This window comes from Streptomyces sp. NPDC051963 (assembly GCF_044593495.1).
In the GTDB taxonomy this organism is placed as follows: Bacteria; Actinomycetota; Actinomycetes; order Streptomycetales; family Streptomycetaceae; genus Streptomyces.
In genome coordinates this window covers 54,758-69,052 of record NZ_JBIUCC010000013.1, presented here as the reverse complement: position 1 = coordinate 69,052, position 14,295 = coordinate 54,758, and the positions used below count along the sequence as shown (strand labels likewise).

The following is a 14,295-nucleotide window of genomic DNA, read 5'->3' as shown; positions in this document are numbered from 1 at the left end:
GGCGCCGGATGTGCGGCGCCCCGTCATCGCGCCGTGCGGGGCCGCCGTATCAGCGGAGGAACGCCTTCAGCGAGGCCTCCAGGCAGGCCAGTTCACGCCGGGCGGGGGCCAGGATCCGCAGCCCTTGGACCCGTCCCGGCTCGTCGTCGACGAGGAGTCGGGTCGCGATTCCGTCGGCGAGGAGATGCGCGTGCAGGCGCTCGGGCCGGTCGTCGTACAGGAACCGGTAGTGCACCGGGACGTCCGTGACGACCGCGTCCCCGAAGAAGCGCACCAGAACCGCCTCCAGACGGCGGGCATCCTCCCGGGCACCGGCGAGCGCCGAGCCGATCCAGGCCCTGTCCTGCAAGGCGGCGCACACGACATGGGCGTCGTACGCCGACAGCGGCCACTCCGGCAGCCGATGGCTGACGCGCTCGCGCAGCACGTCGTCCCGCGTCCACAGCACCCCGGTGCGCGTACCGGCGATCCCCAGCGGCTTGCCCGGCGAGGCGAGCACGACCAGGTTCCGGTGCGGCAGCGTCATCGCCGACTCCCGCCGGTCGCCCACATAGTCGACGTACGCCTCGTCGACCACCAGCGTGCAGTGCGGATGCCGGGTCAGCAGCTCCGCGAGCTCGTCCCGGGGGACGGTCAGCCCGAGGGGATTGTTCGGATTCGACAGGATCACGAAGGCGAAGCGGCGCATCGCCTCGTCCAGGCGCCGTATCCGCGACACCACGGAGTCGCGCTCGTGCGGTGACGGCGGCAGATGCAGCGCCCAGCGGCGAATGGTGCCCGTGTAGTCCGGAGTCAGCGCCGCGGACCGCCGCGCCGGAAGCATCGACGCAAGGACGGACAGCGGCTCACTGATACCCCGCGTCACCGCCAACTGCCGTGCGTCGACTCCCAGATACGCGGCGTACGCGCTACGGAAACGGTCGTCCGCGCCGTACGGATGGACGGTCAGGGACGACGGATCGAAGGCGGCGGCCGCCGCGACCGCCAGCGGCGAGGGACCGGAGCGGGTCACGCACGTGCTCAGATCCAGCACCTCACCGTGCCCGGCCGGGAGATAGCGCAGATCCCCGCCCGAGTGCCGGGACGCCTCGGCGAACGTGAGCGTGGTCAAGTGGTCCTCCTGAGCCGAGAACTGGACACACCGGCGGCGGGCACACCCCTCACGGGGCCGGCCGCGGCGCACCCGCAGCGTTCCACGCGCAGCTCGAAACCCACTCGTGTGACCGGCACACCCCTCGGCCACCGGCCCCGCACCGCACGGGAGGTCTCGCAGGGCGCTGGAGTCCGGCCTCAGACGCACCGCCGACCGGGCCGCCCGAGGTGATACTGCGGGCCATGACACTGGCCGACCTGGAACTCCCCGACACCCCCGTCTGCACGGCCGCCCTCGACGTGGCCCGCGCCTACTGCTCGCCCGCCCTGCTGAACCACTGCGTCCGCTCGTACATCTGGGCGGCCGTCCACGGCGCCGAGCAGGACATCCCCTTCGACCCGGAACTCCTCTACGTGGGTGCCATGTTCCACGACATCGCCCTGGTACCGGAGTTCGACAACCGGACGCTCGGCTTCGACCACGCAAGCGGCCATGTGGCCCGGGTGTTCGCCGCCGGCGCCGGCTGGCCCGCCGCCCGCCGCGAGCGGCTGGCGGACGTCGTCGTCAGCCATATGCTCGACGACATCGACGCGGCGCAGGACCCCGAGGGCCATCTCCTCGAACGTGCCACGAGCCTCGACATCTCCGGGCGTCACACGGGCGACTTCTCCGCCGCGTTCAAGGCGGAGGTCCTGGCCCGTCACCCCCGTGCCGGCATCGCGGAGGAGTTCCTCGCCTGCTTCCGCGAACAGGCCGAACGCAAACCGCACAGCTCCCCGGCGGCCGCCCTGCACCACGGCATCGCCACCCGGATCCTCACCAACCAGCTGGACCGAACCGGCCGTTGACCGACGAAGGGGTGTCCGAGGGCCGCCCCTGACAGGCCCGTCCACGGGTCGCGGACCGGCCATGGTGGCACAGGAACCCGGTGCGGTACAGGGGATCCGGGTGGGGTGCAGACCCGGGCGGACGACCGGCGGGCCGGCGACCCTGCCGCCCTTGTTGCGTCGCCGGCCGAGTCCCTACGGTGACGTGGCAACGCCGGGGTCGCCACCGCTGCCGGTGTCCTGTCGACCGGACGCCCGAGTGCCCTGTCGACCGGACGACGCCGATCGGCGCCCCCTTGCCCGGTGCTCTCTCGCATCCGGCCCGGCGACTTCCGGTTCCGAGTCACCCCATGACGGTTAAGGACGGTGCCCAGTTGAGCACGAACCCCTTCGATGACGAGGACGGCCGCTTCTTCGTTGTGGTCAACGACGAGGAGCAGCACTCCCTGTGGCCGGCGTTCGCCGAGGTGCCCGCGGGCTGGCGGGTCGTCTTCGGTGAGGCGGCCAGGGCCGAGTGCGTGGAGTACGTCGAGCAGAACTGGACCGACCTGCGCCCCAGGAGCCTGCGGGAGGCCATGGCGGCGGACTGAACGCCGCTCACGAGGTGCTCGGTCGAGCGATCGGTGTACGCCCGGGAAGACACTCTGAGTTGGGAGATGAAGTGGTGACGGGGGCTGTGAAAACCGCGAGCAGGTACAAGGCGAGGCCGGTGGACAACAGCGGTGAGCCCGCGCAGCGCGATGTGGTCCTGCCCTTCGTGGGGTCACAGGCCCAGGTCCAGAAGTCGGGGATGATCTTCCCGCAGAACCTGCCGGAGCGGTCCTGGGAGCGGATCGGGACCAACCTGCGCGAGCTCGTGAACTCCTCGGCATGGTGGCTCGCCGACTGGCTGATCTACGGGGAGACCACCTACGGGTGGCGGCGGTACAAGGAGGCCGTCGAGCGCACCGGGCTCGACTACCAGACCTTGCGCAACTACGCGTGGGTGGCCCGCCGGTTCGAGCACCACCGCAGGCGGGACACTCTCAGCTTCGCCCACCACGCCGAGGTGACCCGTCTGGCACCGCCGGAACAGGACTACTGGCTGCGCAAGGCCGAACAGCAGAAGTGGTCGCGCAACGAACTCCGCAGGGCGGTCCGCGCCAGTCTGGCCGTGCAGAGCGACGCGACCGGGACCCCTCCGGGCAGCGGCGACGAGAAGCAGGACGTACCGAGGCCGGCCGGGTCGACGGCCGCTGAGAAGCGCCGGCAGCAGGTCACCACGCTCACCATCGAGCTGTCCGCCGACCAACTGGAGTTCTACTCCAAGGCGGCTGCCGCACACGGCCTGCCCGTCGACAAGTGGGTGACGCGGATGCTCGACACCGCCGACCGGCCCACCGCGGAGAGGCGCACCGCCTAGCGGCGCACCGCCCACAGGTGCCGACACCTCTTACATCGGAGTCAGTTGATGATTCTTCAGGGAAAGCGGGTCGCCCTGCCCTCGGCGCCCGTCGTCCACAAGCAGTTCGAGGCGCACGCGGAAACCACCCCCGACGCCGTCGCCGTCTCCTGGGCCGGCAAGCAGGTGACGTACGCCGAACTGGACGTGAGGGCGAACCGGTTCGCGCACTTCCTCGCCGCGCGCGGACACGGCCGGGGCGCGAAGGTCGGTGTCTGTCTCGACTACTCGATCGACATGCTCGTCGCCGTCCTCGGCACACTGAAGGCGGGCGCGGCCTACGTGCCGTTCGACCCGGCCTACCCGGCGGCCAGGCTCCAGCTGCTGCTGGGCCAGGTGCCCGACCTCGCCCTGATCGTGGCCTCCCCGGCGACGGCCGGAATGGTCGAGTCGGCGGCCGTCGAGGTCATCGACCTCGAACAGCTCACCGACCACCTCGCAGGTCTCCCGGCGACCTCTCCCGACGTCCCCGTCACGGGCGACGACGTGTGCTACGCCGTCTTCACATCCGGCTCGACCGGTACGCCGAAGCTGACCGCGGTGCGGCACGAGGGCTGGTTCAACCTGATGAACTGGCTGAAGGTCGAGTACGGCCTGCACAGCGGCTCGCACAACCTGGTCGTCAGCGCGTTCGGCTTCGACCTCTCCCAACGCGCCCTGATGACACCGCTGTTCTGCGGCGCCACCCAGTACCTGCTGGCCAGCCGGAACTTCGACGCCATGATGGCGTACCGCGTTCTGACCGAGAACGAGATACGTGTCGTGCACTGCGCCTCCAGCACGCTGTACCTGCTGGTGGACTGGGAGAAGGCACGTGGCGGTGACGCGCTCACCCGGCTCGACTACATGCTGTTCGGCGGGGAGCCGCTGAAGGTCGAGCGGATCGCCGAATGGGCACGGCGCGAGGGCAACACGTGCACCCTCCTGCACCAGTACGGCGTCGCTGAGTGCACGGACGTTGCGACGTCGTACGACCTCGCCGGGTACCGGCCCGGCGAACAGGACATCGCACCGGTCGGCAAACCGGCCTACAACACCGACATCCACCTGCTCGACGAGCGGCTGCGCGGTGTCGGGGCGGGGGAGTACGGCGAGATCTGCATCTCGGGGGCCGGCGTCGGCGCGGGCTACCTGAACGGCAAGGGCCCCGAGAACGAGAAGTTCACGACGATCGTGGTCGACGGTGAGCCGCGCAGGCTGTACCGCACGGGCGACCGAGGCCGGCTGACCGAGGCCGGCGAACTCGTCGTGGCCGGCCGGATGGACGCGCAGGTGAAGGTGCGGGGCATGCGCATCGACCCCACCGACATCGAGCGTGCGCTCGGCAGGCTGGCCGGGATCCGGGAGGCCGCCGTGGTGGTCACCCCCACCGACTCCGGCGAGGCCGAACTGTTCGCGTTCATCGTCCCGAGCGGAGCCGATCTCACCGAGGACGACGTGCGCACCCGCCTTCTCAGGACACTGCCGCGGAACATGGTCCCGGCCAGGTTCACGAACATCCCGCGACTTCCGCTGAGCCCGCACGGAAAAGTGGACCGAGCGGCGCTGGTCGAATCATGCCGGAATCACTGTGCGAACAGCGGCACGGCGGCATAGTCGACGGCCCTTTGTGACAACCGAGAGGACTGTGATGATTGCCGAAAGCGTGCACGCCATCTGGTGCCGGGAACTTCAGCGCGACGACATATCGGTCGACGACGATTTCTTCGCCCTGGGCGGCCAGTCCGTGATCATGGTCCGGATCCAGGGTGCCTTCATCGAGGAGCTGGGCGCCGAGGTCCCCATGGACCAGCTGTTCCTCCACTCGACGGTGGCGTCGATCGCCGCGTACATCGAATCCCTGGGTGCGGTGACCTCGTAGCCCGCTCAAGCGCAATGGACTTTTCCGGCTGTGGCCGCAGTGGGTCAAAAACTAACTGGTAAGAGAGGCGCCGCCATGTACGACGTGATTGTCATAGGTGCCCGTTGTGCGGGTTCGCCGACGGCCATGCTCTTCGCGCAGCAGGGTTATCGCGTCCTGCTCCTGGAGAAAGCGAAATTCCCGCAGGACACGCTGTCCTCGCACTACCTCCATATGCAGGGCGTGGCGCTGCTCAACCGGTGGGGTCTGCTCGACAGGATCCGCGAATCGGGCGCCCAGCCGATCACCCACCAGAGCTACCAGGGGCCCGATGTCCGCATCGAGGGCTTCTCCCTGCCGATCGACGGCCTGACGACCACGTACGCGCCGAGGCGCTACGTGCTCGACCCGATCCTCGCGCATGGCGCCGTGGCGGCCGGCGTGGAGTTCCGCGAGGGGTGCGCGGTCAAGGACCTGGTGTGGGAGGGCGACCGGGTCGTCGGCGTGCGGTACACGACGCCCGGCGGCGCCGAGGCCACGGACCGGGCGCGCCTGGTCGTCGGCGCGGACGGCATGCGCTCGCTGGTGGCCCGCAAGGCCGGCGCGGAGAACGTCATCGAGCACCCGCGGATGACCACCACCTACTACAGCTACTGGTCCGGGGTTCCCGCGCACTTCGAGCTGTACGAGCGGCCGGGGCGCTGGATCGGCGTCCTGCCCACCAACGACGACCTGACGCTGCTCATGGCCTACTTCCCGCAGGACGACTACAACCAGGTCCGCAAGAACGTGGAACCCGCCTACCTCGACGCGTTCCGCACGACGGCGCCCGAGCTGTACGAGCGCATGCAGTCGGGCAGGCGCGAGGAGCAGCTGTACGGCACCGGACACCAGGAGAACTACTTCCGCAAGGCCTACGGACCCGGCTGGGTCCTGGTCGGTGACGCGGTGAACCACAAGGACTCCATCACCGCCCGCGGTATCACCGAGGCCTTCGTCCAGGCCCAGTCGCTCACCGACCACATCGGGCAGCGGCTGCACGACGACGCCGCGCTCAACTCGGCGCTGAGGCGCTACGAGAACGACCTGAGCGACGAGGCCCTCAACCACTACCAGGGCGCGCTCAACGTGGCCGAGCTCAAGCCCGAGGGGCGGACCGAGATGCTCCGCAAGCTCGTCGGCCACCAGGAGCACATCGACCGGTACTTCTCGACGCTGTCGGGGGCGTGCTCCATCGACGACTTCTACAACGACGACCTCTTGACCCTGCTCGACCAGAGCTGAGTGACGACTTGCTCCCTGGTTCCGCCGATTTGGAGACACAATGATCCCGTTGTCGTTCGCGCAGCGTCGGCTGTGGTTCGTGGACCGGTTCGAAGGCCCCTCGCCGACCTACAACGGCGCGTTCGCCCTGCGGCTGACCGGTGAGCTGAACGTGGCCGCGCTGGAGTCGGCGCTCCGCGATGTCATCGACCGGCACGAGGTCCTCCGCACGGTGATCGTCGAGGGCGACAACGGCGTCCCGCACCAGCAGGTGCTGCCGTCGGGGGAGCAGCCGTTCGACCTGCCGGTCGTCGAGGTCACGGAGCAGGAGCGGGCGGCGGCGGTCGACGAGGTCGCCAAGGAGACCTTCGACCTGGCCGCCGACGCCCCGATCCGCGCCCGGCTGGTGCGGTGCGGGCCGCGCGACCACACCCTCGTCGTCGTGGCGCACCACATCGCCGTGGACGGGGAGTCCTTCGGGCCGCTGTTCCGCGACATCACCACGGCCTACGGTGCGCGCAGCGAGGGCGGGGCGCCGGCCTGGGAGCCGCTCCCGGTGCAGTACGCGGACTACACGCTGTGGCAGCTGGACCTGCTCGGTGACGAGTCCGATCCCGAGAGCCTGGCGGCCAGGCAACTGTCGTACTGGCGCGAGGCGTTGGCCGATCTGCCGCAGCCGCTGGCGCTGCCGACGGACCGCCCCCGCCCGAGGGTGATGAGCCCCGACGGCGACCGGGTCCCGTTCTCGATCGACGCCGATCTGCTCGGGTCCGTGGAGAAACTGGCCGCGGAACTGGACACCACGGTGTCGATGGTCATGCACTCGGCGCTGTCGGTGCTGCTGCACCACCTCGGCTGCGGTGACGACGTGTCCATCGGCGCACCGATCACGGACCGCACCGACGAGGAACTGCGCGACCTCGTCGGCTTCTTCGTCAACACCTGGGTGCTGCGCGTCGACCTCTCCGGGAACCCGACCTTCCGCGGACTGCTCCAGCAGGTACGCGACCGGTCGCTGGCCGCCTACGACAACCAGGACATGCCCTTCGAGCGGCTGGTGGAGCTGCTCAACCCGGACCGCTCCACCGCCTACAACCCGTTCTTCCAGGTCATGCTCTCCTGGCAGCCGCCCGTGCCGGCGCTGGAACTCCCCGGCCTCGGCGTCCAGGTCGAGCGGCTGGAGACCGACACGGCCAAGTTCGACCTGTTCTTCGACCTCCTCCCGAACAGCTCGGGCGGGGCGAACTGCCGTCTGGAGTACGCCACCAGCCTGTTCGACCGGGACACCGCCGACGGCATCGCGCAGCGGTTCGTCCGCGTACTGGGCCGGCTCGTCGCCGACTCGGAGCGCGCCGTCGGCACCGTTGACGTGCTCGACGCGGCCGAGCGGGACCTGCTGCTCACCCGGTTCAACGACAGTGCCCGGGCAGCGGACGAGCTGACGGTCCCCGAGCTGTTCGAGAGCCAGGTGGCCAGGACGCCCGACGCCCCGGCGATCGTGTGCGACGACCGGACGCTGACCTACCGGGAACTCGACGACCGGGCCAACGGCGTCGCGTGGGAGCTTCGCCGGCGCGGCGCCGGGCCGGAGGACCTGGTGGTCCTCGCGCTGCCGCGCACCGAGGACCTGGTGGCCGGCCTGCTCGGGATCCTCAAGTCCGGTGCCGGGTACGTGCCGATGGACCCGCAGTACCTCAGCGGGCGGGCGGAGACCGTGCTGTCCGAAGCACGCCCGCGGTTCGCGGTCACCGACACCGCGACATGGCAGGAGCTGCCGGACAACGACATCGCGATCGTCAACCTCGATCGACGCGCCGAATGGGACGCCCCCGGGGCGGGCCCGATCCCGCCGCCCGGCCCGGACAACCTCGCGTACGTGATGTACACCTCCGGCTCCACGGGCAAGCCGAAGGGCGCGACGATCACCCACCGGGGCGTCGTGAGCGGCGTACGGGAACTGATACGCGTCCTCGACACGCCGCCCGGGTGGAAGATGCTCGCCGGCACCTCCGTCAACTTCGACGTCTCGGTCTTCGAGCTGCTGACCACCCTGACCACCGGCGGCACGGCCGAGGTGGTGCCGAACGCGCTGGCGCTCGCCGAGCGGGACAGCTGGGACGGCCAGGTCATCAGCGGCGTCCCCTCCGTGCTCGGGGAACTGGTGGCCCACCTCCACAAGGCGCCCGACGTGCGCACCGTCGTCTTCGCGGGCGATGTGCTCCCGGCCCGGCTGGTACGGCAGGTGCGCGAGGCGCTGCCCGGCGCGCGGATCGTGAACTCCTACGGGCAGAGCGAGAGTTTCTACGCCACCACGTTCCCCCTCGCGGCGTCCGAGGAGTGGGCGGAGAACGACGTCGCGCCCATCGGCACCCCGCTGGGGAACATGCGCGCCTACGTGCTGGGCCCGGGACTCGCCCCGGTGCCGCAGGGCGTGATCGGCGAGCTGTACGTGGTCGGTACCTGCCTGGGCCGCGGCTACCACGGCCGCCCGGGCCTGACCGCCGAGCGCTATGTGGCCAGCCCGTTCGGCCCCGCCGGCGAGCGGATGTACCGCACGGGCGACCTGGCCCGCGTCAACGCCCGCGGTCAACTGGAGTGCCTCGGCCGCGGCGACGGCCAGGTGAAGGTGCGCGGCTTCCGCATCGAGACGGCCGAGGTCGAAGCGGCGTGCACACAGCACCCCGGGATCAGCGAGGCCGTGGTGATCAGCCGCGAGGTGCCCACGGGCGGACGGCGGCTCGTCGCGTACGTGGTGCACACCGGCGAGGGAGCCGTCGGTGACGACGGCGCCGGCGGTATCGGCGACGTGGATGTGCAGTCCGGCGCTTCGGCCGCCGAACTGCGCAAGTTCCTCGCGGCACGACTGCCCGACTACATGGTGCCGTCGGCCTTCGTCGTCCTGGGCCGGCTGCCGCTCGGGCCGACCGGCAAGCTGGACCGCTCGGCGCTGCCCGAACCGGAGTTCCTGGGCGAGGTCTACCGGGAGCCGCGCACCGAGGCCGAGAAGGTCATCACCGCCGCGTACGCGGACGTGCTCGGTGTGGAGCGGGTCGGTGTCGACGACGACTTCTTCGCGGTGGGCGGGGACAGCCTCAGGTCGATCCAGGTGGTGGCGCGGGCCCGGGCCCGGGGCCTGGAACTCACCACACGGGAGATCTTCGAATGCCGCACGGCGGCCCGGCTGGCCGAGGTGGCCGCCACCCGCCGCGACCGGGTGCCCGTGCTCGCGGAGGACGAGGGCGGCGGCGTCGGCCCGATGCCGCTCCAGCCCGTGGCCCGGCATGTGTTCGAACACGGCGGCGGGACCGACCGGTTCGCCATGTCGATGGTGCTTCAGCTGCCCGCGGGCATCGACGCGGACAGCCTCGCCGCCACGCTGGACGCCGTACTCGACCGGCACGACCTGCTGCGTGCGCAACTGGTGCGCGGCGACGAACCCTCCCTCCTCGCACGTGAGCAGGGCACCGTACGGGCGGCCGACCTGATCCACCGGATCGACTGCGACGGCCGGTGGGACGAGCCGTCCTCGCTTCAGGCGGCCAGGGCGGAGCTGGACGACGCGGTCGGCCGCCTCGACCCGGAGGCCGGGACCATGGCGGACTTCGTCTGGTTCGCCGCTCAGTCCGGTGCGGGCCGGCTGCTCGTGGTGCTGCACCACCTCGTGGTGGACGGTGTCTCCTGGCGCATCCTCATGTCGGACCTCGCCGAGGCATGGCAGCAGATCCGCTCCGGCAACACGCCCGAACTGCCCGCGGTCGGCACCTCGGCCCGCCGCTGGGCGTCGGCGCTGGAGGACGAGGCGTACTCAGGGAAGCGGGAAGCGGAACTGCCTTACTGGCAGGGCGTGCTGGAGGCACCGAACCCCCCGCTGGGCACGCGGGCGTTCGACCCGGCGTTGGATGTGTGGTCCACGGTCGACACCGTGCGGGTGGAACTGCCCGCCGAGGTCACCGAGGCGGTGCTGACCAGGCTTCCCGCGGCGTATCTGGGCACCGGGACCGATGTGCTGCTCGCCGCGCTCGCCCTGGCGGTGAACCGCTGGCGCGGCGCGGACCACTCGACCCTGGTCCGTCTGGAGGGACACGGCCGCGAGGAGGACGTCGTCCCCGGCGCCGACCTCTCCCGGACCGTCGGATGGTTCACCAGCATGTACCCGGCCCGCGTCGATGTGCAGGGCGTGGACCTGGCCGATGTGCTGGCCGGCGGCCCCGCGGCCGGGAAGGCGATCAAGCTGGTCAAGGAGCAGCTGCGCGGGATCCCGGACAAGGGCATGGGATACGGGCTGCTGCGCCGTCTGAACCCGGAGACCGCCGAGCAGCTCGCCGAACACCCGGTGCCGCAGATCGGGTTCAACTACCTCGGCCGGATCTCCGACTCCGATGTGCCCGAGCATCTGCGCACCGACGGATGGGGACCGGCGTCCTGGTCCGCCGAGCTGATCGCGATGCCCGACCCGGACCTGCCCGCGCTGTCCGCCCTGGAGGTCAACTCGGTCGCCACGGACACCGCGGACGGCCCTCGGTTGCAGGCCGCGTTCATGTTCGCCACCGGGGTGCTGTCGCGCGAGCAGACCGACGAACTGGCCCGGACCTGGGTCGAGGTGCTGCACGGCATGGCCGCGCACGCCGCACACCCGGAGATCGGCGGGCTCACCCCCTCGGACGCCCCGCTGGTCACGGTGGGCCAGGACGAGATCGAGGCCTGGGAGGAGCGCTACGGCCGGCTGGTCGAGGTGTGGCCGCAGGCCCCGGGGCAGTCCGGCATCCAGTTCCAGGCCGCGCTCGCCGAAGGCTCCTTCGACGTCTACCACATGCAGTTCGTGCTGCATCTGTCCGGGCACGTGGACCCGGCGCGCATGCGGGCGGCCGGACAGGCACTGCTCGACCGGTATCCCAACCTGCGCTCCGCGTTCCTCTCCGGAGCCGACGGCGAACCGGTGCAGGTCGTCGCGGAACACGTCGCCATCCCCTGGCGGCACATCGATCTGAGCGGCCACGGAGAGAGCGAGCAGGACGCGGCGCTCGACCGGGCCCTCGCCGACGACCGGGCCGACCAGCTCGACCCCACCCGGCCGCCGCTGATCCGCCTGGCCCTGCTCACCTGCGGGCCGCGGCAGGCGAAACTCATCGTCACGGCGCACCACACCCTGTTCGACGGCTGGTCGTCGCCGATGGTGATCACGGATCTGATCCGGCTGTACGCGGGCACCGACGATCTCACCCCGGTCCGCAGCTACGGCGACTACCTGGCCTGGCTGTCCGTGCAGGACCATCAGGCGTCGGCGGCCCGGTGGAACGCCGAACTCGACGGATTCGACCAGCCGACCCTGGTGGCCCCGAACGCCGCCTTCCAGGGGGCGGCGTCCGCCCTCGGCCGGGTCGAGGTACCCCTGTCGATCGACAAGGGACGCGAACTCGCCCGGCGCGCCGCGGAACTCGGCGTCACGCTGAACACGCTCCTTCAGGGCGCGTGGGCGATGCTGCTCGGGCAGCTGACCGGGCAGCACGACGTGGTGTTCGGCGCCGCCGTCAACGGCCGCCCGGCAGACCTGGTCGGTTCCGACGAAATGGTCGGCCTGTTCATCAACACCCTGCCGACCAGGGTGTTCTGCCGCCCCGACCACACCATGGGCGAGGTCATCACCGACCTCCAGAACCGGCAGACCTCGCTGCTCGACCACCACTACTACGGTCTGGCCGACATCCAGCGCAACGTCCAACTGCCCGCCCTGTTCGACACGCTCATCGTGTTCGAGAACTACCCGATCGACCGCGAGGGCATGATCGACGCCAACGCCTCGGCGGGATTCACGATCGACGGAATCCGCCCGTTCGCGGGCTCGCACTACCCGCTCACCCTCAACTCCGCCGACCCCTATCTGCGGCTCTCCCTCGACTACCAGAACAACCTCTACGACCGTGCCGCGGCCGAGGAGATCGCCGCCCGCCTCGTCCGGGTGCTGGACCAGCTGCTCGCCGACCCGGGTACGCGTCTGGCGGACGTCGACGTCCTCGGTGACACGGAGCGGGACCGGCTGCTGCACGAGGTGAACGACACGGCCGAACCGACCCTGGAGCAGGGCCTGGTGGAGACCGTGCGCAGGCAGGCCGAAAAGACACCGCAGGCCCTGGCCGTGGCCGCCGAGGACGAGTCGCTGACCTACGGCGAGCTGGAGGAGCGGACCAACCGGCTGGCGCACTGGCTGATCGACCGTGGTGTGCGGCCGGAGTCGCTGGTCGCCGTGCGCCTGCCCCGCTCCGCGGAGCTCGTTCTCGCCCTGCTGGCGGTCCTGAAGACCGGTGCGACGTACATCCCGATCGACCCCGAGCACCCGCGTTCGCGGATCGACTACATCATCGAGGACTCCCGCCCGACGCTCGTGCTCGACACCGACGCGCTGGCCGGCGCGGACTGTTCGGGATATCCGGCATCGGCGCCGGAGGTGACCGTCCGGCCGGAGAACACCGCGTACGTGATCTACACCTCCGGTTCGACGGGCAATCCGAAGGGAGTGGCGGTCCCCTACGGCGCACTGGCGAACTTCCTGGCCACGATGCAGCGGCGGTTCCGGCTCACCCCGGCGGACCGGCTGCTCGCCGTCACCACGGTCTCGTTCGACATCGCGGGGCTGGAGCTGTACCTCCCGTTGATCTCCGGAGCGGCGGTCGTGCTGGCGGGCAAGGACACCATCTCCCAGCCCTCCGCCGTGGTGGAGGTGATGCGCCGTCACCAGGTCACCGTCGTCCAGGCCACACCGGCGTTCTGGCAGATGCTGCTCATGGACGAGCCGGAGGGCGCGCGCGGCCTGCGGATCCTGGTCGGCGGGGAGGCACTGCCGCCGCAACTCGCCCAGACCCTCGCCGGCCAGGCGATCGAAGTGGCCAATGTGTACGGTCCGACCGAGACGACGATCTGGTCGACGACCGCGACGGTCGGGTCCGGATCCGGTGTCCCGCCGATCGGGACGCCCATCGGGAACACCCAGGTGTACGTGCTCGACTCGCGGCTGCGGCCGGCCCCGCTCGGGGTGCAGGGCGAGCTGTACATCGCCGGCGACGGCCTGGCCCGCGGATACCAGGGCCGGCCGGACCTGACCGCGGGACGGTTCGTGGCCTGTCCGTTCGGTGCGCCCGGCACGCGGATGTACCGCACCGGCGACCTGGTGCGGTGGGGCGGCGACGGCCGGCTGGAGTACATCGGGCGCACCGACTTCCAGGTGAAGATCCGGGGCTTCAGGATCGAACTCGGCGAGATCGAGCATGTGCTGGCCGACCACCCCGACGTCGCCCAGGCGGTCGCGGTGGTGCGCGAGGACCGCGTCGGCGACCAGCGGCTGGTCGCGTACGTGGTGCCGAGCGGCAAGGCGGACCCCGCACAGCTCGACGTCGGGGCCCTCACCGGACTGCTCCGGGAGCGCCTGCCCGAGTACATGGTCGCGTCGGCGATCGTGCCGCTCGCCGAGTTCCCCGTGAACCCGAGCGGAAAGCTCGACCGCGGCGCGCTCCCCGCACCCGACCAGGGCAAGGCCGCCCCGGGACGCGGGCCGAGCAACCACAACGAGGAAGTCCTCTGCCGGCTGTTCGCCGATCTCCTCGGCGTGGACGAGGTCGGGGTCGACGACGACTTCTTCGCCCGCGGCGGCCACTCGCTGCTGGCCACCCGGCTGAGTGGCCGGATCCGCAACGAATTCGGCGTCGACTCGAAGGTCACGATGGTGTTCCGCAACCCGACCGTCGCCCAACTGGCGGTGCGGATCGAGGAATTGACCGCGTCGGACCGCCCTCAGCGGCGCAGGCCCAACCGTCCTCAACTGCGCCAGATGACTGTGTAG

8 protein-coding genes are annotated in these 14,295 nt (G+C 70.6%); 7 read left to right on the top strand and 1 reads right to left on the bottom strand.

The genetic code is table 11. From position 1 onward, the window contains the following. Positions 1–49: 49 nt before the first annotated feature. A complete protein-coding gene (locus tag ACIHFB_RS41535; RefSeq protein ID WP_365284730.1) occupies positions 50–1,111 on the bottom strand; it encodes an aminotransferase class I/II-fold pyridoxal phosphate-dependent enzyme in 1,062 nt (353 codons plus the stop codon). 224 nt (positions 1,112–1,335) lie between these two features. Here ACIHFB_RS41535 and ACIHFB_RS41530 point away from each other — a divergent pair, with 224 nt between their 5' ends. The 7 genes from ACIHFB_RS41530 (at position 1,336) to ACIHFB_RS41500 (ending at position 14,295) form a co-directional block, all read left to right on the top strand. After that, complete coding sequence (locus ACIHFB_RS41530; RefSeq protein WP_365284732.1) at positions 1,336–1,941, top strand: HD domain-containing protein; 606 nt, start codon at positions 1,336–1,338, stop codon at positions 1,939–1,941. A gap of 329 nt (positions 1,942–2,270) precedes the next feature. Beyond that, positions 2,271–2,510 (top strand): MbtH family protein, encoded by a 240-nt coding sequence (locus tag ACIHFB_RS41525; RefSeq protein WP_365284734.1) that lies wholly within the window; start codon positions 2,271–2,273, stop codon positions 2,508–2,510. A gap of 119 nt (positions 2,511–2,629) precedes the next feature. Further along, positions 2,630–3,322, top strand: coding sequence for an LmbU family transcriptional regulator (locus ACIHFB_RS41520; protein ID WP_365284736.1), 693 nt, complete (start codon positions 2,630–2,632; stop codon positions 3,320–3,322). A 48-nt stretch (positions 3,323–3,370) separates the two neighbouring features. After that, positions 3,371–4,957 carry an amino acid adenylation domain-containing protein gene (locus tag ACIHFB_RS41515; protein ID WP_400129589.1) on the top strand — a complete coding sequence of 529 codons (1,587 nt, stop codon included), beginning with the start codon at positions 3,371–3,373 and terminating at the stop codon, positions 4,955–4,957. Between the two features lie 34 nt (positions 4,958–4,991). After that, entirely contained in the window at positions 4,992–5,222 is a 231-nt protein-coding gene (locus tag ACIHFB_RS41510; protein ID WP_365284740.1) for a phosphopantetheine-binding protein, read from the top strand. A gap of 75 nt (positions 5,223–5,297) precedes the next feature. Beyond that, the gene (locus ACIHFB_RS41505) at positions 5,298–6,485 is read left to right on the top strand and encodes an NAD(P)/FAD-dependent oxidoreductase (protein ID WP_400129588.1); all 1,188 of its coding nucleotides are present in this window, start codon (positions 5,298–5,300) and stop codon (positions 6,483–6,485) included. A 40-nt stretch (positions 6,486–6,525) separates the two neighbouring features. Continuing rightward, complete coding sequence (locus ACIHFB_RS41500; RefSeq protein ID WP_400129587.1) at positions 6,526–14,295, top strand: amino acid adenylation domain-containing protein; 7,770 nt, start codon at positions 6,526–6,528, stop codon at positions 14,293–14,295.

Excerpts from the sequence above, each read along its gene's own strand:
- ACIHFB_RS41530 (WP_365284732.1), top strand. The coding sequence starts at position 1,336 with ATGACACTGGCCGACCTGGAACTCCCCGACACCCCCGTCTGCACGGCC.
- ACIHFB_RS41525 (WP_365284734.1), top strand. The coding sequence starts at position 2,271 with ATGACGGTTAAGGACGGTGCCCAGTTGAGCACGAACCCCTTCGATGAC.
- ACIHFB_RS41515 (WP_400129589.1), top strand. The coding sequence starts at position 3,371 with ATGATTCTTCAGGGAAAGCGGGTCGCCCTGCCCTCGGCGCCCGTCGTC.
- ACIHFB_RS41510 (WP_365284740.1), top strand. The coding sequence starts at position 4,992 with ATGATTGCCGAAAGCGTGCACGCCATCTGGTGCCGGGAACTTCAGCGC.
- ACIHFB_RS41505 (WP_400129588.1), top strand. The coding sequence starts at position 5,298 with ATGTACGACGTGATTGTCATAGGTGCCCGTTGTGCGGGTTCGCCGACG.
- ACIHFB_RS41500 (WP_400129587.1), top strand. The coding sequence starts at position 6,526 with ATGATCCCGTTGTCGTTCGCGCAGCGTCGGCTGTGGTTCGTGGACCGG.